Below are 19,462 nucleotides of genomic sequence, written 5' to 3' on the forward strand. Positions count from 1 at the left end.
TTCTCCTATCCATATTGTCATCAATATATTGATGGATAGAAGAATGCGTTGAAGATTCACTTTTTAACACCTGTATGGCTGAAACAGGCTCACGCCAACAGAATCACTAACGGTCCTCTAATTGGCCGCTCCATACACGGGCCAGTTTTGATAATTTATAGCGCATGCCTGTGCTCTCATTAGAAAGCGCATCCAGAAACAATGACAGCCGACGCGATTTAATCACAGTATAAAAAGTAAGCAGGCTGACAGGCACAAAGACGATACCAAAATATGCCAGCTTCTCCAGCAGAGTGGTTTGGGTCAGGTCGATTAAATTCATGCCCAGCAAGCCACTGGTCATGGTGCCGATGAGGCCCAGAATAGTGACCACGGTAAGGCGGACGACCGTATCCGCCTGCCGCTTGATTTCTTCGCCTTCCAGATATTCGGCCATATCCATAATGCGGCGGCGAGTTTTCTCAAACAGGCTGACCGAATCAAGTTGCTTGAGCATCAAGGCAAACAGGTCTTTGGCGACGGCCTGATCAGACACATTTTCAAACCAGTAGCGGTGGGTAAAGCGCAGAAACACGGCCGTGACATGCCGGATATTGTTGCGGAAAGATTTGACCGAGTCCTCACTCTGCATATTCAGGCGGCTGATGGCTTGCACCATGCGGTCTGACAGCATCAGCAAGGCCGCTTTTTGAAAATGGGCGATTAAGAACAATAGAAAATACTGGTTTTGGTAATGGCGCTTGATGCCGTTTTTGTCATTGCTGAACACGCGGTGCTGATGACTGCCGACCACGACAAAATTCTGGCCAGTACACATTATGCGCGTGGTGCTCCAGGGGTCTTGGCGGACCTCATCCCAGTAGCGGTCATAGCAATGCTGTTGCTCAAAGTCTTGCAAAAACTGCTCACTAAACGGCAAGGTATCTGAATGCCAGGGCTGGCAAACCAGGCCCAGCCGGATCAAATCTCCGCGCGACAAGGTACTCACATCGTCAAACGCCAGATAAGCCATCAAGGGCATGCGCTGATATTCAATTTCACGGTAACGCAACTCGCCAGACTGGCCGGAGTAATGTTGTACGAGCGGCGACATCAGTGCTGACCAGTGCAATGAGACACAAGGGACGTGATTCTCTTTCACAAAGGCCAGGTAGCGGGCCTTGTCTTCATAATCAGAGGCAGCAATGACCTGATCGTGCTGATCCAGCCACTCAACCCGTTTTGCGCAATGCCCGCCCTCGCCGGTATCATCCCAGTAATTGGGATAGGTGCGGCCCAGACGGTAGAGGATTTCCATAGCGTCGTTAAGCGCGAGATCACTGGCGGTCACTTCTAGCGCCAGCATGGCAACATCAATATCAAAAAAGAAATACAGCTCGATATGCGCGACGCGCAAAGTGAGCGGGGTCGCATGCTCCGGCAAGGTGATACGGACGGCACGGATATCCTGACGGCTAAATATATGCAGTGGCGATTCGCCATAGCCGCCAGAAGCATGTCCATGCTTACCCTCGCCATATAAAAAACGCTGGGCAAAAGGCATAAAGGTGACGAACTCTTGATAGCGCGTTTCACTTAAGTGCGGGGCGCTGTGTAAAAAATCGTCCTCAATTTCTACCCAGGGCGAATCCTTGATGGCCTTGAGTGTTTCCCAGGGCGCATCTACGGCGCCGGGGACAAGATGATCAGTCATCAATTGCACGGGCCACAGCAAAGTTTGCCGAAAATCCCTGACGATACTGGTGTGCAGATTGTCTGGCATGTGCAGTCTCCTGACCGCGATTGTGATGGCAAACTATAGCGCGTTTGACCATGGCGACATGGCGCAAAAAACAGTCATTTTGTGGACTAAATGACAAGATTGCTGGCCATAAAAAAACCGGCACGAGGCCGGTTTTTACAAGCTTAAGGCACCAAAAAATTACACTTTTTGATAAACCTCAGCGCCTTTTTTCACAAACTCGATGGCTTTTTCCTGCATGCCTTTTTCCAGCGCCACCTGTTCATCCACCCCCAGTTTATCGGCGTAGTCGCGCACATCCTGTGTAATTTTCATTGAACAGAAGTGCGGTCCACACATGGAGCAGAAGTGTGCCTGTTTGGCGCCTTCTTGCGGCAAGGTTTCATCGTGGAATTCCTTGGCTTTTTCAGGATCAAGCCCGAGGTTAAACTGGTCTTCCCAGCGGAATTCGAAACGCGCCTTGGACAAGGCATTGTCCCGGATCTGGGCGCCAGGATGGCCTTTGGCCAGGTCAGCGGCATGCGCCGCTATTTTGTAGGTAATGATGCCTACGCGGACGTCTTCCTTGTCCGGCAAGCCCAGATGCTCTTTCGGGGTCACATAGCACAGCATGGCGCAGCCGTACCAGCCGATCATGGCCGCACCGATACCGGAAGTGATGTGGTCATAGCCAGGCGCAATGTCGGTGGTCAATGGGCCCAGCGTGTAGAACGGGGCTTCACCACAGTGCTCCAGTTGCAGGTCCATGTTTTCCTTGATCATGTGCATAGGCACATGACCAGGGCCTTCGATCATGCATTGCACATCGTGCTTCCAGGCGATCTGGGTCAACTCACCCAAGGTCTTCAGCTCGGCAAATTGGGCTTCGTCGTTGGCATCGTAGATAGAGCCTGGACGCAAGCCGTCACCCAGCGAGAATGACACGTCATACTGCTTCATGATCTCGCAGATTTCTTCAAAATGCGTGTACAAGAAAGACTCTTTGTGGTGAGCCAGACACCATTTGGCCATGATGGAGCCGCCACGTGACACGATACCGGTCATGCGTTTGGCGGTCATTGGAATGTAAGCCAGGCGCACACCGGCGTGAATCGTAAAATAGTCTACGCCCTGCTCTGCCTGTTCAATCAGCGTGTCACGGAAGATTTCCCAGGTCAGGTCTTCGGCCTTGCCGTTTACTTTTTCTAGCGCCTGATAGATAGGCACGGTACCAATTGGCACGGGTGAGTTACGGATAATCCATTCGCGCGTTTCATGGATGTTTTTACCAGTGGACAGATCCATCACGGTATCGCCACCCCAACGGGTGCCCCACACCATTTTTTCCACTTCTTCAGAGATGGAGGAACCCAGCGCCGAGTTACCGATATTGGCATTGATTTTGACCAAAAAGTTACGGCCAATAATCATGGGCTCGATTTCCGGGTGGTTGATGTTGGCAGGGATAATGGCACGGCCACGCGCCACTTCGTCACGCACAAATTCTGGCGTGATCACAGGGGGAATGCTGGCACCGTAGTTCTGGCCAGGGTGTTGCGTTTGCAGCAGCTCGCTCATGTTTTCACGGCGTTGGTTTTCGCGGATGGCGATAAATTCCATCTCGGGTGTGATGATGCCTTGCCGCGCATAATGCATCTGGCTGACATTTTTACCCGCTTTGGCACGCAGTGGCTTGCGATGCAGGTTAAACCGCATTTGTGACAACTCTGGATCGACCAGGCGCTGATGACCGAATTCAGACGTCGGGCCATCCAGCTGCTCTACATCACCCCGCTCCATAATCCATTGCGCACGCAACGCTGGCAGACCGTTACGGATATCGATCTCTACATTCGGGTCAGTGTAAGGGCCGGAAGTGTCATACACAACCACAGGTGGATTGGTATCCCCACCAAAGCTGGAAGGGGTATCACTCAGTGAAATTTCACGAAATGGCACACGGATATCAGGGCGTGAACCTTCAACGTAAATTTTGCGCGATTTGGCAAACGGTTTGGTAGCAGCTTCGTCAACTTTGGCATCCGCGTTGACGAATTTGATGTTCTTATCAATAGCGTTCATTAGGCATCCTTAAAAGAAAAGACGTAAGGATGCGAAGACTTGCATTCCCTACGGCGGTATGACCCGCATCAGGTTCGAAGGGTAACTCTCACTGCAAAAACCTCACAAAATGAAGTATTTACAGACCCCTAGCAACGGACGAATTGTGCGGGAAAACGCCTGATAACGCAAGTAAAACAAAGTTTTGCGTCTGCCTGCGCTTGACAAGTAGACAGACCTGTCTACAATTCACCTGCCCGACACAAAAAACATCACGGGTTAATTTTTTAATAGGCTCAGGAGAGAAAATATGAACGTGTTATTAATAGGTGCAGTGGCTTGTATCACTGCGTTGATTTTGTCTGCATGGCTGATGACTTTTGCCCGCTGGTTTCCGATCAAGGGTATAGATGGCGAGTTTTTGGTGGACTATAAAACCATGATACGCGCCCATGTCGACTACGCCCTTATGGCCCTGTTTGGACTGGGATTTTATGGCGCAGCCAAGGCCGCAGGCATAGAGTTGCACTATTTTGCCTGTGTCTGCGTGGCCATTGGCGGCTTTACCAACCCGACCGTGTTTGTGATTGCAGCATTTGATCCCGACTTCTGGAACAAAACCAAATGGAAAGTTTATTCTGCCATCAGCTTCGTGCTCACGACCATCGGCTTTATGACCATTTCATGGCAGCTGATTTGCCATGCCTTTGGCCAATAGCGAATAGATGAACTGAGGTCTCTAACCCGGGTTTATCCAGTTTTAGTTTGATGCTTGCCTGCCGATAACTATTTATGCGTGTGACGAACGTCATGCGCAGGCAGCAAATGACTTTACACTTGAAATGCTAACAGGAGATCAGAATGAAAAAATTCGCAGCTTTAGTATTGGTAATGATGGCCGTATTCTCAAATGTTTCTTTTGCAGATGAGCATTGCAAAGACCATCATGACAAAGAGCATTGCAAGTAATCCTGAGCCACAAAGCTTAGAGAGTCGTGTCAAAAAAACAAACCCCGCCAAAAGCGGGGTTTGTTTTTTTATCCAACTGCCAATTAAGGGACTAGCCCAACATCTTCTTGAGAAGATCATTGACCTGCGCCGGATTCGCCTTGCCTTTAGAGGCTTTCATACACTGGCCTACCAGCGCATTAAAGGCTTTCTCCTTGCCAGATTTGTACTCATCGACCATGGCCTGGTTCGCCACCAGCACCTCTTTGATGATGGCCTCAATCGCGCCTGTATCAGACACTTGCTTGAGTCCTTTGGCTTCGATAATGGCATCTACTTCACCCTCGCCTGCCCACAAGCCTTCAAACACCTGTTTGGCGGCGTTGTTGGAAATGGTATTGTCTGCAATACGCTTGAGCAAGGCAGCCAACTGCTGGGCAGAGACAGGACTGTCAGCAATCGCTTTTTCTTCCGCATTCAGCTTGGCAGAAAGCGCGCCCATCACCCAGTTAGCCGCCTGTTTAGGCTCAGCACCTGCTTGTACCGTGACCATAAAATAATCAGCCATGCTGCGTGAAGCCGTCAATGTGCTGGCATCATAAGCAGAGAGTTGGTACTCGCTCACCAACCGCGCCTGCAAGGCTTGTGGCAACTCTGGCATCTCGGCACGCACGCGTGCTTTATCGGCCTCAGTCACTTCCAGCGGCAGCAGGTCCGGGTCAGGGAAATAGCGATAATCATTGGCTTCTTCCTTGGTACGCATGGCACGCGTTTCACCGGTGTCCGGGTTAAACAGGACAGTTGCTTGCTGGATGGTGCCGCCATCCTCCAGCGTTTCGATTTGCCACTGGGTCTCATACTCAATGGCTTGCTGCATGAACTTGAACGAGTTCAGGTTTTTGATCTCGCGGCGGGTACCGAACTTTTCAGTTCCCTTGGGGCGCACCGAGACGTTGACGTCGCAACGGAAAGATCCTTCCTGCATATTGCCGTCGCAAATGCCTATCCACTGCACCAGTTCATGTAACTTCTTGGCATAAGCGACCGCTTCGGCGGCACTGCGCATATCGGGTTCAGTCACGATTTCCAGCAAGGGCGTCCCCGCACGGTTCAAGTCTATGCCGGACATGCCTTCGACGGCACCGTGCACAGATTTACCAGCATCTTCTTCAAGGTGCGCACGCGTGATATTGATCACCTTCTCATAGGCTTCGGTATTTTTGCCGGCTGGGACCTGAATGGTCAGCTGACCTTTACCCACTACCGGCAGCTCAAACTGGCTGATCTGGTAGCCCTTGGGCAAATCGGGATAAAAGTAATTTTTACGCGAGAATACGCTGCGCGGCGCCATTTCGGCATCAATCGCCAGGCCAAACTTGATCGCGCATTCCACGGCTTTTTTGTTGAGCACAGGCAACACCCCTGGCAGCGCAATACTCACCTCACAGGCTTGCGTATTTGGCGCCGCCCCATAAGTGGTGGAGGCCCCGCTAAACTGTTTGGAATTAGTTTGTAACTGTACGTGGGTTTCCAACCCGATCACGACTTCCCACTGCATGTTAGATGTTCTCCAAACCGGCTGGCATGCGTGTATGCCAGTCTGTGACTTGTTGATAGGCATGGCCAACATTGAGCATGCGCGCCTCATCAAAATAATTGCCAATAATCTGCAAACCAACCGGCAAAGCCTTGCCCTCACTGCTGGTGGTAAACCCGGCCGGGATGCTCATGCCTGGCAAGCCCGCCAGGTTCACGGCAATGGTGTATAAGTCTTCGAGATACATGGCGACGGGGTCGCTGGTTTTTTCACCGGCTTTAAAGGCTGTTGAAGGCGCGGCCGGGCCCATGATTACATCACACTGCTTGAAGGCTTCCACAAAGTCCTGGGCAATCAGGCGACGGATTTGCTGGGCCTTGAGGTAGTAGGCATCGTAATAACCAGCACTGAGCACATAGGTACCAATCAGGATACGGCGCTTGACCTCGGCACCAAAACCTTCTGCGCGCGACTTCATGTACATGTCGAGCAGGTCATTGTATTCCGCCGCACGGTGACCATAACGGACGCCGTCATAGCGTGACAGATTGCTCGATGCCTCGGCTGGAGCGAGCACGTAATACACCGGAATCGACAGATTGTTGTTTGGCAAGCTGATCTCGACAATCTCTGCACCCAGCTTTTTGTATTCTGCAATCGCCGTTTCAATCACTTTAGCCACGTCAGCATTCAAGCCTTCGGCAAAATATTCTTTGGGCAGGCCAATCCGCAAGCCTTTGAGTGGCTGCGTGCCTTGCATGGCGCTCAAGCCACGGGTGTAATCTTCTTGCTCGCGCTGCACGCTGGTGGAGTCACGCTCGTCAAACCCGGCCATGACATTGAGCATGAGCGCACAATCTTCGGCCGACTTGGCCATGGGCCCTGCCTGATCCAGCGAGGAAGCAAACGCGATCATGCCGTAACGGGAGACCAGGCCATAAGTTGGCTTCAGGCCAGTAAAGCCGCACAATGAAGCGGGTTGGCGGATGGAACCGCCGGTATCCGTCCCGGTGGCCGCTGCACATAAGCGGGCGGCCACAGCCGCCGCGGAACCGCCAGAGCTACCGCCAGGCACACGATCAAAGTCCCATGGATTTTTGACGCTGCCAAAATAACTGGTTTCGTTGGAGGAACCCATGGCGAACTCGTCCATATTGGTTTTGCCCAGATTGACCGCACCGGCCGCATCAAACTGGCTGATCACATGCGCGTCATAGGGGGCAATGAAGTTTTCCAGCATTTTGGAGCTACAGGTAGTGCGCCAGCCCTGGGCACAAAAAATATCTTTTTGCGCGATGGGGATGCCAGTGAGCGGGCCGGCTGTACCGGCGGCGATGCGGGCATCTGCCGCTTGCGCCTGCGCCAGGGTTTTTTGTTCGTCTATGGTGACATAGGCATTGATGCTGGGGTTGAGTTTGGCCATGCGTTGCAAATAGGCCTGCGTTAACTCCACGCTGGAAACTTGTTTGCTGGCCAACTGCTGGCCCAGCTGTTTTAAACTACTGTTTATCATAATGGAAACCGTAAAAATGAACCGTCAAAGCAGGGGCTGGCAAGCGCTTATTCAATGACTTTGGGCACCAGGTATAAGCCATCTTGCGTGGCTGGTGCAATGGATTGAAACAGTTCGCGCTGGTTGGTTTTAGTCACCACGTCCTCACGCAGACGCTGTGTCACGTCTTGCGAGTGCGACATGGGGGTGATGCCGGTGGTGTCCACCGCCTGCATTTGCTCAATCAGCCCCAGAATACCGGAAAGTTTGCTTAGGGTTTCTTGCGCTTCACTGTCGCTGACCTCGATGCGGGCCAGGTGCGCGATACGCTTGATATCATCTAGATTCAGTGCCATGTGTGGTTAATTGTCTATAAGATTTTGAAAACACATCTTAATTTCATGTGCGTTTTGCGCTATTATACCTTGATTTTATGCCGCACCCAGCGGGCAGCACCAAAGTCAGAATTTTCACAGGATAAAACATGTTCGGTTCAATCAACAGCTACTTCTCCAATGACCTTGCCATTGACCTTGGCACCGCCAACACGCTGATTTACGTACGCGGCAAAGGGGTGGTGCTGGATGAGCCCTCAGTGGTGGCGATTCGTACCGAAGGCGGCCCCAACGGCAAAAAAGTACTGCTGGCAGTCGGCTCTGATGCAAAAAGCATGCTGGGCCGCGCGCCAGCCAACATTCAGGCCATCCGCCCGATGAAAGACGGTGTGATCGCCGACTTCACCATCACCGAGCAAATGCTCAAATTCTTTATCCGCAAGGTACACGAATCTCGCTGGTTCTCACCCAGCCCACGCATCATCATCTGCGTCCCCGTGGGCTCCACCCAGGTAGAGCGTCGTGCCATTAAAGAATCTGCCGAGCGCGCAGGTGCTAAACAGGTGTTCCTGATTGAAGAACCGATGGCCGCTGCGATTGGTGCCGATATGCCTGTGGCGGAAGCCACCGGCTCCATGGTCGTCGATATTGGTGGCGGCACGACTGAAGTTGGCGTGATTTCACTGGGCGGCATTGTCTACGCCAAGTCCGAGCGCGTCGGTGGTGACAAGTTTGACCAGGCGATTATTGACTACATCCGCCGTAACTACGGCATGCAAATCTCCGAGCCCACCGCTGAAGCGATCAAGAAAAAAATCGGCTCCGCCTTCCCGGGCTCTGAAGTGCTTGAAATGGAAGTGACTGGCCGCAACCTGGCTGAAGGCTTGCCACGCAAATTCACCATCTCCAGCAACGAGATTCTTGAAGCCTTGACTGAACCACTGAATGCCATCGTCGGTGCAGTGAAATCCGCACTTGAACAAACGCCGCCAGAGCTGGGCGCAGACATTGCCGAAAAAGGCATGGTGTTGACCGGTGGTGGTGCTTTGTTGCGCGACCTGGACCGTTTGCTGGTAGAAGAAACCGGCTTGCCAGTCATCGTGGCTGAAGATCCACTGACCTGTGTCGCCCGTGGCTGTGGCCGCGCACTTGAGGAAATGGACAAGCTGGGCAACGTATTCGCTAGCGAATAAATCCGCACCCAGTTGGCGCGACCCTGACTATGCTTAAAGGCATCCACCAACAGCTTGATCCGCAAGAGTCGCCGGCCTTTTTTATCCAGGGGCCCAAGCCTTTCTCGCGCCTGATGTTTTTTTGTACGCTGTCTTTGGTCATGATGGCGGTCGATGCACGCTTTGATTATTTGAGCCAGGTAAGGCAATGGTTCAGTACCGCCCTGCACCCGCTTGAAGTGATCGCTAGCGCCCCTAACGAATGGGGGCGCAACATCAACACCTACTTTACCTCGCATAACCAGCTGATTCAGGATAACTTCAAGCTCAAACAGCAGGCGCTGATCGATCATGCAGCCTTGCAGCGCCTGGCCACTGTCGATGCCGAAAATGCGCATTTACGCACATTGCTGGCCGGGGATGCACCGATTATCCCGGAAGCCACACTGGGTGAAGTCATGCATATGGGGCGCGACCCATTTAGCAACATCATCACGCTGAACCGCGGCAGTCACCACCACATCACCCCCGGGCAAGCGGTGGTTGATGAACAGGGCGTGGTGGGTCAGATCACCCGGGTGTATCCGTTCACCAGCGAAGTCACGCTGATCACGGATAAAAAACTGTCGATTCCTATTCAGATCGAGCGCAACCAATTACGCGCAATTGCCTTTGGGGAGGGCAAACGCAACACGCTGGACATCCCCTACCTGCCCACCAGCGTCGACATCAAGGTTGGTGACAAACTGGTAACCTCGGGCATTGACGGCGTCTATCCCGCCGGTTTGGCAGTGGCCATCGTCACCCAGATCAAGCAAAGCCAGGATTCGCCGTTTGCCAAGATCATCAGCCGCCCGATTGCCGGCGTGAATAACCACAAACATGTGCTGATCCTCAAAGTGCCAGAGTCTCCGGCCACCAATCCGATGTCCGAAAGCCGCCCCATGTTGCAACGCAACAACGCGCAGCACCTGGATCAATCCGTGGTGGATGTCTTGCAAAAGAACAACGCACTGGTTGACCCCAACCCGGTCACCACACCGCCCGTACTGGATGCCGGACAGCCACCAGACACCGAAATGACCGCACAACCAGACAGCGCAGTGCCTACTGACCCAGTGGCGCCGCCCACTCCACCAACCACACCGGAGCGTCGATGAAACCGGTTAAGTTCAGCACGTTCTTTTTCACCTTGCTGGTCGGGTTGATTTTTCAACTTTACCCCTGGTCAAATGCGGGCATTATTGTGCGCCCGGATTTTCTGCTGGTTATCATGCTGTATTGGCTGTTGCAAGCCCCCTACCACTGCAATATTGGCTGGGTGTGGTTTGCTGGCTTGCTGGTGGACTTATCCACGGGCAGCCTGCTCGGACAACATGCCCTGACATTTGCAATCACCGCCTTTCTCGGCCTGATCTATCAACGCAGGCTGGTGCTGTTCAATCGCTGGCAACTCTATTTATATGTGTTGTTTTTGTTTGGCGTAGAGCGCGGGCTGATTTTGCTGCTCAAGCTGTTTGCCGGCGGCGAATTGCCCGACTGGACCTACGCCTTCCCCATCGTGTCTGACCTGATACTGTGGCAATTCATGATTATCTGGTTTGGCGAACTGACCCGCCCGAAGAAATTGTAAGCACATGGGGTATAGCACTGAACTCAAAAACCATCAAAACGAACAGCACAAGTTCCGGGTTCGTCTGGTTTTTCTGGTACTGTTGGTTTTAGCAGCGTTTTCTGCGCTGCTGGGCCGTTTTTACTTTCTGCAAGTCTTTCGCTATGACTATTATCAAACACTGGCAGAAAACAACCGGATTTCGATTGTCCCCATTACACCGAACCGTGGCCTGATTTCTGACCGCAACGGCATTATTCTGGCGCATAACTTTTTTGTGTATACGCTGGAAATCACGCCCTCCAAAACCGAAGACTTGCAGGACACAATTGCCGAGCTGGGCAAACTGGTCGAGATTTCTCCAACGGATCTCAAGCGCTTTAAAAAACTGCGGGCGCAAAGCCATACGTTTGAAAGCATTCCGATCCGCACCCACCTTAATGAATACGAAGCCGCCAAGTTTGCCGTGAACCGCTTCCGGTTTCCTGGCGTTGAGCTCAAATCGCGCCTGTTCCGCCATTACCCCTATGGCACCCTGGGCACGCATGGTATCGGCTATATCAGCCGGATCAATGAACACGATCTCAAGCAGCTCAAGGAAAACAACCAGCTATCCAACTACAAAGGCACTGAGCATATTGGCAAGGCGGGCGTCGAGCAAGCCTATGAAACCGAGCTGCATGGCGTCACCGGCTTTCAGCAGGTAGAGATTGATGCCGATGGCCGGGCTGTGCGCGTGCTGTCAAGCGCCTCGCCCACATCGGGCAACAACGTGGTGCTGTCCATGGACGCCAAAATGCAAGAAATCGCCGAGCAGGAATTTGCCGGACGTCGCGGCGCGTTGGTAGCGATCCAACCCAAAACAGGGGAAGTCCTGGCCATGGCCAGCATGCCTTCATTTGATGCCAACCTGTTTGTGGATGGCATTGATTTTGATAACTGGAACCTGTTGAACAATTCGCTGGATAAACCGCTGATCAACCGCACCTTGAAGGGGATTTACCCACCTGGTTCCACCTTCAAGCCCTTTGTCGCGCTGGCCGGGCTGGAATCAGGCAAGCGGCAACCGCCGTTTACCATCAGCGACCCAGGCTACTACATGCTGCCCAACAGCCATCACCGCTACCGTGACTGGAAACCATCCGGCCATGGTTCGGTCGATATGCGCAAGGCGATTACCGTGTCTTGCGATACGTTTTTTTATGGGCTGGCCGTCGAGCTTGGTATAGACCGGCTGACCGACTTTGTCAGACATTTTGGTTTTGGTGAAAAAACCAATATTGATATCCAGGGCGAACTGGCGGGCTTGCTGCCGACGCCGGGCTGGAAGCAAAGACGCTTCAAACAGCCCTGGTATATGGGTGAAACTGTCATTGTAGGCATTGGTCAGGGGTATACGCTGGTCACGCCCATGCAATTGGCCTACGCCACGGCCACGCTGGCCAATAGTGGCAAGGCCATCCAGCCGCATCTGGTCAATGCGATTGTGAATGCCAAAACCAACGAGGTCAGGATGTTGCCGCATAAAGTGGCGGACCAGTTGAACCTCAGCCCGGAGAATCTGGAGATTGTGAAACTGGGCATGATGGATGTGACACGCCCGGGAGGCACAGCCGCGTCAGTAGGCGCCAATGCAGGCTATGACATCGCTGCCAAAACCGGTACGGCGCAAGTGGTAGGTATCAAGCAAAATGAAAAATATAACGAAAAAGCCACGGCAGAACGCCATCGCGACCACGCCTGGTTTATTGCTTACGCACCGGCTGAAGACCCCAAAATTGCCGTGGCCGTCATTGTGGAAAACGGTGGCCACGGTGGCTCGGCGGCGGGGCCGATTGCACGCAAAGTAATGGACTATTACCTGCTGGGCAAAATACCCGCAGTGGCAGCCCCTGCGGTGCCCGCCGAAACACAAGCACAGAACCCACCCCCAGTCGTTGAGGAGGAAGAGCATGATTAAACAGTGGATCGGCCATTTTATCCGCCATATTGACTCCATCTTGCTGGCCACCGTCCTCATGGTGCTGGTGGTTGCGCTTATGGTGCTCTATAGCGCCTCTGGGCAGTCCCTGCTCAAGGTTAATGCACAGCTGATTAATATCCTGGTGATGATGGGCGTGATGTTTCTGGTTGCAAACACACAGCCGCAACACATTGAACGCATTGCCCTGCCCGCCTATTTGTTCGGGCTGGCATTGTTGATTGCGGTAGCGCTGGTCGGCGATATTAGCCATGGCGCCAGGCGCTGGCTCAATCTGGGCGTGACCAAAATCCAGCCCTCGGAACTCATGAAATTGGCGGTGCCAATTATGCTGTCCTGGTATTTTTCAAAACGTGAATCCTTGTTACGCACCACGGACTATGTCGTCGCCGGGGTCATTTTGCTGGTGCCGGTCTTGCTGATTGCCAAGCAGCCCGACCTCGGGACCGCCACCCTGGTCTTTGCCGCCGGTTTTTATGTGATTTTTCTGGCCGGTCTGAGCTGGAAATTTATTTTTGGCAGCGCGATTGCCTTTGGCGCGGCGCTGCCCATTTTATGGTCCATGCTGCATGACTATCAGCGGCGTCGGGTGGAAATTCTCATCGACCCTAGCCAGGACCCGCTTGGCGCGGGTTATCACATTATTCAGGCCACCATTGCCATTGGCTCTGGCGGCATGACCGGCAAAGGCTGGCTCAACGGCACCCAGTCACAGTTAGACTTTGTGCCAGAACGCACCACAGACTTTATTTTTGCCGTGTTTGCAGAAGAGTTTGGCCTGGTAGGCTGCAGCCTGTTATTGCTGCTGTTCGCCATTATTATTGGCCGAGCGTTCATCATCGCGTCACAAGCCAAGAGTACTTTTTCCCGCTTATTGGCAGGCAGCATTGCCGCCACCTTTTTTACCTATTGCTTCGTCAACATGGGCATGGTGAGCGGCATTCTGCCTGTGGTCGGCATTCCCTTGCCGCTGGTCAGTTATGGCGGCACCTCACTCTTGACCTTAGGGCTAAGCCTGGGTTTGCTGATGAGCGTGCAGTCGCATAAACGGCTGGTAGCCACCGATTAACGTGGCCAGAAACCACTGAAGGACCTCGATGTCATTGTCCCTACAAAGACTCTTTATCGTGCTGCTGGCTGCCGGGCTGGTTGCCTGCGAAAGCAGCATGCCGTCACGTCCAACGGCGCCTGCGCCAATAAAACCCGTGCCCACGCCACGCCCTGCCGCGCCCGCAGCCTCGCCTGCGCCGCCTGCGGTATTGCCGGGCAGCAGTGCGCCGCTAGGTGCACCCAAAGTCATTAATATTGACCCCAAACCCGAGAGCTCTGGCAATGCCACCGAAGGCATTGATCCAAACATTCCACTGGAAACCTCGGTGACGCCCAAGTTGGAGCCCATCGTGAAAGGGACCACCAAGCCTTATATCGTGAATGGGGAACTGGTGTCGCCAATGTCGGAAATTACAACGCCATTTACGCAAACCGGACACGCTTCCTGGTATGGTAAAAAATTTCATGGCCGCCGTACCGCCAGTGGTGAGCCTTATAACATGTATAAACTCAGCGCCGCCCACCGCACACTGCCAATTCCAAGTTATGTGCGCGTCACCAACCTGAGCAATGGCAAAAACCTGATTGCCAGGGTCAATGACCGCGGCCCTTTTGGCCGCGACCGCATCATCGATTTATCCTATGCCGCGGCCAAACAACTCGATATCACCCAGCATGGCTCGGCCCAGGTAGAGATCACTTTAATTGACCCCAACCAGCCGGAGATAGCTGCGGCCCCGAGCAGTGCAGGCGTCGCCAGAGACATTGCGCCGGCAAGCATGCCCAAAGCATCGGCAAAACCAGCTGCCTCACTCGACAACACCGGGGTGTATGTACAGGTCGGCGCCTTTGGCGTTGAAGAAAATGCCGACCGCCTGCAGCAGCGCATTTCCAATGCGGTACCCGAGACACAAAGCCTGCTGAACAAAGTGTATAATGGCAAGATGTTCCAGGTTGTTCTGGGCCCATATCCTGATCACGCCATGGCCGCGCAAGCAGCCAATCAGATGCGTGACCAATTGCAGTTGCCAGCGCTTGTTTTTTCCCGCTAGCACCGTTTTCTCGTTAAGTATTTTTTCTCGTTAAATGATGACCATGTGGCGTTCTTGTATTGCTTTTCTACTTTCCATTCCTTTAATGACGGTGGCGGCTGAAGCCATTACCGGCAATGTACCTGTACCCACGCTGGCGGCCAAAGCCTTTGTGCTGCGCGATGCCAATACCGGCAATCTGCTGGCTGCGAACAACCCCGATATGCCGGTGGAACCTGCGTCACTGACCAAAGTAATGACCGCTTACCTGACCTTTGAAGCGGTCAAGCAAAAGCGCTTGTCACTGACACAGACCTTGCCCGTGAGTCAAAAAGCCTGGAAGGTCGAAGGCTCAAAAATGTTTATCGACACGACGATGACCGTCACTGTGGATGAGTTGCTTCATGGCCTGATTATTCAGTCAGGCAATGATGCGGCAATTACCCTGGCCGAAGGCATTGCGGGCAGTGAAGAATTGTTCGCCACGCTGATGAACAAAAAAGCGGCCGCGCTGGGCATGAAAAACAGCCACTTTATGAATGCGACAGGCTTGCCAGACCCGGCCCATGTCACCACCGCACGTGACTTGTCCATGTTGGCCAATGCGCTGATTCGGGACTTTCCGCAAGACTACGCGCGCTTGTATTCGCAAAAGTCTTACACCTATAACAATATCACCCAGCCTAACCGCAACCGCTTGCTGTTTATAGACCCCACGGTCGATGGCATGAAAACCGGCCATACCGAATCCGCCGGTTACTGCCTGATTTCTTCGGCCAAACGCAATGACTTCCGCTTGATTTCTGTGGTACTTGGCACCACCTCTGACAATGTACGCGCCGCTGAGAGTCAAAAATTACTGAATTTTGGCTTCCAGTTTTATGAATCCAGACTGATTTATGCGGCGGACAAAGCAATTACGCGGCAAAAGGTATGGAAAGGGACAGAAAACCAGGTTGACCTCACAGTGGTAAAACCGGTTTACCTGACGCTGCCCCAGGGTGAATATGCCAATATGAAAGCGAATCTACGCGTGCCCAAACCGCTTGAAGCGCCGTTAAAAGCACATCAAACGGTTGGTGCGGTGGATTTCAGCCTCAATGGCAAGGTGGTGCATAGCGTGCCGCTGGTCACCATGCAGGCAGTCGAGGCCAGCAATATCTTTTCACGCATGATCGATCAGGTCCGCTTGTATTTGCAATAAACAGGCTGACCGTCACTCACTGTTTAAAAGGTAGGTAACATATGACCAAGTTCGAGCAATTACCGGAAATAGAAGAGACCCTGATTGAGTTTCCCACCAATTTCCCGATCAAGGTCATGGGTGAAACGCATGATGATTTCGCCAGCGAAATTACCCGCACCATCCAGTTGCACTGGCCAGACTTTGATACGCACCTGATTGAAATGCGTGGCAGCAGCAATGGCAAATACCTGAGCCTGACCTGTCTGGTGTATGTCACCTCCAAGCCACAACTGGATGATATTTACCGCAGCCTGACCGCTCACCCCATGGTCAAGGTTGTGCTATAAGCCTTTTTCGATCATGCCTGCCTTGGAAATCCGCCAGTTGGGGCTGACTGATTATGCAGCCACGCTGGCTGCCATGCAGGCATACACTGCCCAACGCACGACCAGTACTCCTGACCAGCTCTGGGTCACCGAACATCCGCCTGTGTATACGCTAGGCCTCAACCGCCGCGGCGTGCGCCTGCCACAGAATGCAATTCCGGTGGTGAATGTAGACCGCGGTGGCAAAATCACCTACCACGGCCCGGGCCAACTCATTATTTATTGCCTGATCGATCTGGCACGCGGCCACTTGAATGTCCGGCAACTTGTCTCCATCTTGGAACACAGCCTGATAGAATGGCTGGCCGCACAAGGCGTGGTGGCTGTTGCCCGCGCGGATGCGCCTGGCGTGTATGTAGACGGCAAAAAAATTGCCTCGCTGGGGCTACGCCTGAAAAACCAGTGCTGCTACCATGGCCTGAGTTTGAATATAGACATGGATTTACAGCCGTTTGCCGATATAGACCCGTGTGGTTATGCCGGCATGCAAATGACGCAAACCCGGGAATTAAATATTGCGCTGCAAATGTCTGACATTGCCGCCGATTTAACCCAACGATTGAAAGAGAAGCTGACGCATGTCAGATAATTCGTCCCCAATAGATACAAGCAGCGCCCGTCCGGCCAAAAAAGTCGCTGGCGTGAAAGAAATCGACGCAGCAAAAACCTCGCGTATCCCGATCAAGATCGTGCCGCAACCCATGCTGCGCAAGCCCGAATGGATACGCATGAAAGTGCCGGATTCGGCACGGTTCCAGGAAATCAAGCAAGTCCTGCGCGACAACAATCTGCATACCGTCTGTGAAGAAGCCAGCTGCCCTAATATTGGCGAATGCTTTAGTGGCGGCACGGCGACCTTTATGATTCTGGGCGATATCTGCACCCGCCGTTGCCCGTTTTGTGATGTGGCGCATGGAAAACCCTTGCCGCCTGATCCAAATGAGCCAGAAAACCTCGCCCGCACCATCGCACAGATGAAACTGCGCTATGTAGTCGTCACCTCAGTAGACCGCGATGATTTGCCTGACGGTGGCGCGCAGCATTTTGTCGACTGCATCCGCGCCATTCGCGCCCAATCCCCAGCCATTAAAATTGAAATTCTGGTGCCAGATTTTAGGGGCCGCCTCGACATCTCGCTCAAAATTCTGCGTGAAGCACCGCCAGATGTCATGAACCATAACCTGGAAACGGTGCCGCGTTTGTATAAACAGGCGCGCCCTGGTTCTGACTACCAGCATTCGCTGGATTTGCTCAAACAGTTTGGTGAACTGTACCCAACGGTGCCGACCAAATCTGGCTTGATGCTGGGCCTGGGTGAAACGGATGAAGAAATTTTAGAGGTCATGCGTGACCTGCGCGCACATGGCGTCAGCATGCTTACCCTGGGGCAATACTTGCAACCCAGCGTCCATCACTTGCCGGTGTTGAGATATGTCACGCCAGAGCGTTTTGAATGGTTTAAACAACAAGCCGATGCCATGGGCTTTGACAATGCGGCGAGCGGGCCCATGGTGCGCAGCAGCTATCATGCCGACCAGCAGGCGCATGCGGTCATCGCCTAATCATTGCATTAGCAGTGCCGGGTAACCGGTGAATAAAATAACAAGCACAGGAGCAACCATGGTTCCACACTTAACCACGGCTTTAAGCGGCCCTCTCTACACACTGGAAAAACGCGTTTTGCAAGCCATGCCGGATATTGAGCACTGGTTCCGCACCAAATGGCAGGAAATTCCCGCCCCGTTTTATGCCAGTGTGGACCTGCGCAATGCCGGCTTCAAGATTGCCCCGGTGGATACCAACCTGTTTCCAGGCGGTTTTAATAACCTGAATCCCGAATTTTTAAGCTTGGCTGTGCAAGCCGCACAAATGGCGGTCGAAAAAATCTGCCCAGATGCACGCCGTTTACTTCTGATCCCCGAAAACCATACCCGCAACACCTACTACCTGCGTAATGTGGTTGAGCTCTGTCACATTCTCAAGACCGCAGGCATGGAAGTCCGTGTCGGCAGCTTGTCGCCAGAGATTACAGAGATCACCAAACTAGAAACCCATGATGGCTTGCCGCTGGTACTGGAGCCGCTGGTGCGCGTAAAAAACCGCCTGCAACTGAAGGCGGCAACGTTTGAAGGCGTGGAATACCCTGCCTTTGACAGCTGTGCCATTCTGCTCAATAACGATTTGTCCGGTGGCGTGCCCGACCTGCTGCAAGGCCTGGAGCAAACCCTGATTCCACCGTTACATGCAGGCTGGTTCAGCCGACGCAAATCGCAGCACTTTAGCGCGTATAACACTGTTGTCGATGAGTTCTCGCAGTTGCTGCAGATTGACCCCTGGTTGTTAAATCCTTACTTTGATACCGCCAGCGGCCTGGACTTTCACGCCCGGGTAGGTGAAGACCTGCTGGCCGATAAGGTCGAAGCCATCCTGAAAAAAACGCAGGCTAAATACGACGAATATGGCATCACGCAGCCACCGTTTGCGATTGTCAAAGCCGATGCAGGTACCTATGGCATGGGCATTATGAGCGTGAAATCTGCTGACGAGGTACGCGACCTCAATCGCAAGGCGCGTAACAAAATGTCGGTGATCAAAGAAGGCATGCAAGTGTCTGAAGTGATGATCCAGGAAGGCGTTTATACCTTTGAAAGCATCAATGACGCGGTAGCCGAGCCAGTGGTGTATATGATGGATCACTTTGTGATTGGCGGTTTTTACCGTGTGCACACCGGCCGTGGCGTCGATGAGAACCTGAATGCGCCCGGCATGCACTTTGCCCCGCTCGCGTTTGAAAAACCCTGTACCCTGCCCGACTGTGCCGGCGCCCCCGACGCGCCCCCCAACCGCTTCTATGCCTATGGCGTGGTCGCAAGACTGGCCCTGTTAGCGGCTGGTCTCGAGCTGCAAGCGCGGGACCTGTCGGAAAACGACCTGCTCACCGCATAGCAAAG

Annotated in this window: 17 protein-coding genes and 1 riboswitch; of the genes, 12 read left to right on the plus strand and 5 right to left on the minus strand. The window is 53.1% G+C overall.

The genetic code is table 11. The annotated features are described in order from the left end of the window. Positions 1–106 precede the first annotated feature (106 nt). Together ACT53D_RS10490 and thiC are read right to left on the minus strand one after the other, a co-directional pair. Positions 107–1,762 (minus strand): hypothetical protein, encoded by a 1,656-nt coding sequence (locus ACT53D_RS10490; protein WP_476156088.1) that lies wholly within the window; start codon positions 1,760–1,762, stop codon positions 107–109. 159 nt (positions 1,763–1,921) lie between these two features. Next, complete coding sequence (gene thiC / locus ACT53D_RS10495) at positions 1,922–3,802, minus strand: phosphomethylpyrimidine synthase ThiC (protein ID WP_476156090.1); 1,881 nt, start codon at positions 3,800–3,802, stop codon at positions 1,922–1,924. A gap of 27 nt (positions 3,803–3,829) precedes the next feature. Further along, positions 3,830–3,942, minus strand: a riboswitch (TPP riboswitch). A 149-nt stretch (positions 3,943–4,091) separates the two neighbouring features. Here thiC and ACT53D_RS10500 point away from each other — a divergent pair. After that, positions 4,092–4,499, plus strand: a complete 408-nt coding sequence (locus tag ACT53D_RS10500) for a hypothetical protein (RefSeq protein ID WP_275357352.1) — start codon at positions 4,092–4,094, stop codon at positions 4,497–4,499. Between the two features lie 342 nt (positions 4,500–4,841). Here ACT53D_RS10500 and gatB read toward each other — a convergent pair whose 3' ends face one another. The 3 genes from gatB to gatC are packed head-to-tail and all read right to left on the minus strand — an operon-like array spanning position 4,842 to position 8,114. Beyond that, entirely contained in the window at positions 4,842–6,287 is a 1,446-nt protein-coding gene (gatB, locus tag ACT53D_RS10505) for an Asp-tRNA(Asn)/Glu-tRNA(Gln) amidotransferase subunit GatB (protein ID WP_476156092.1), read from the minus strand. A gap of 1 nt (position 6,288) precedes the next feature. Next, positions 6,289–7,779, minus strand: coding sequence for an Asp-tRNA(Asn)/Glu-tRNA(Gln) amidotransferase subunit GatA (gatA, locus tag ACT53D_RS10510; protein WP_476156094.1), 1,491 nt, complete (start codon positions 7,777–7,779; stop codon positions 6,289–6,291). A gap of 47 nt (positions 7,780–7,826) precedes the next feature. After that, positions 7,827–8,114: an Asp-tRNA(Asn)/Glu-tRNA(Gln) amidotransferase subunit GatC gene (gatC, locus tag ACT53D_RS10515; protein ID WP_194749033.1), complete on the minus strand. Its 288-nt coding sequence runs from the start codon at positions 8,112–8,114 to the stop codon at positions 7,827–7,829. Positions 8,115–8,242: 128 nt separating this feature from the next. On the opposite strand from gatC, the gene ACT53D_RS10520 reads away from it, so the two are divergent. The 11 genes from ACT53D_RS10520 to gshA all read left to right on the plus strand — a co-directional run bounded on the left by ACT53D_RS10520 (position 8,243) and on the right by gshA (position 19,457). Further along, on the plus strand, positions 8,243–9,286 hold the full coding sequence (locus tag ACT53D_RS10520) for a rod shape-determining protein (RefSeq protein WP_194749035.1): 1,044 nt from the start codon (positions 8,243–8,245) through the stop codon (positions 9,284–9,286). Between the two features lie 29 nt (positions 9,287–9,315). Further along, positions 9,316–10,425, plus strand: coding sequence for a rod shape-determining protein MreC (gene mreC, locus ACT53D_RS10525; protein WP_313984473.1), 1,110 nt, complete (start codon positions 9,316–9,318; stop codon positions 10,423–10,425). Next, positions 10,422–10,898: a rod shape-determining protein MreD gene (mreD, locus tag ACT53D_RS10530; RefSeq protein WP_194749038.1), complete on the plus strand. Its 477-nt coding sequence runs from the start codon at positions 10,422–10,424 to the stop codon at positions 10,896–10,898. The genes mreC and mreD overlap by 4 nt, the downstream gene beginning before the upstream one ends. Positions 10,899–10,902: 4 nt before the next feature. Further along, positions 10,903–12,837: a penicillin-binding protein 2 gene (gene mrdA, locus ACT53D_RS10535; RefSeq protein ID WP_275357360.1), complete on the plus strand. Its 1,935-nt coding sequence runs from the start codon at positions 10,903–10,905 to the stop codon at positions 12,835–12,837. Then, positions 12,830–13,927 (plus strand): rod shape-determining protein RodA, encoded by a 1,098-nt coding sequence (gene rodA, locus ACT53D_RS10540; RefSeq protein ID WP_194749041.1) that lies wholly within the window; start codon positions 12,830–12,832, stop codon positions 13,925–13,927. The genes mrdA and rodA overlap by 8 nt, the downstream gene beginning before the upstream one ends. A gap of 28 nt (positions 13,928–13,955) precedes the next feature. Beyond that, positions 13,956–14,960: a septal ring lytic transglycosylase RlpA family protein gene (locus ACT53D_RS10545; protein WP_379074014.1), complete on the plus strand. Its 1,005-nt coding sequence runs from the start codon at positions 13,956–13,958 to the stop codon at positions 14,958–14,960. A gap of 85 nt (positions 14,961–15,045) precedes the next feature. After that, positions 15,046–16,143: a D-alanyl-D-alanine carboxypeptidase family protein gene (locus ACT53D_RS10550; RefSeq protein ID WP_476144942.1), complete on the plus strand. Its 1,098-nt coding sequence runs from the start codon at positions 15,046–15,048 to the stop codon at positions 16,141–16,143. 41 nt (positions 16,144–16,184) lie between these two features. Beyond that, positions 16,185–16,472, plus strand: a complete 288-nt coding sequence (locus tag ACT53D_RS10555; protein ID WP_194749045.1) for an HP0495 family protein — start codon at positions 16,185–16,187, stop codon at positions 16,470–16,472. A gap of 13 nt (positions 16,473–16,485) precedes the next feature. After that, the gene (gene lipB / locus ACT53D_RS10560) at positions 16,486–17,100 is read left to right on the plus strand and encodes a lipoyl(octanoyl) transferase LipB (protein ID WP_194749046.1); all 615 of its coding nucleotides are present in this window, start codon (positions 16,486–16,488) and stop codon (positions 17,098–17,100) included. Then, complete coding sequence (lipA, locus tag ACT53D_RS10565) at positions 17,090–18,073, plus strand: lipoyl synthase (RefSeq protein WP_194749047.1); 984 nt, start codon at positions 17,090–17,092, stop codon at positions 18,071–18,073. Before lipB ends, lipA begins: the two co-directional genes overlap by 11 nt. A 58-nt stretch (positions 18,074–18,131) precedes the next feature. Continuing rightward, on the plus strand, positions 18,132–19,457 hold the full coding sequence (gene gshA, locus ACT53D_RS10570) for a glutamate--cysteine ligase (protein ID WP_476156098.1): 1,326 nt from the start codon (positions 18,132–18,134) through the stop codon (positions 19,455–19,457). Positions 19,458–19,462: the final 5 nt, after the last annotated feature.

It is taken from the genome of Methylophilus sp. DMC16, assembly GCF_056314045.1.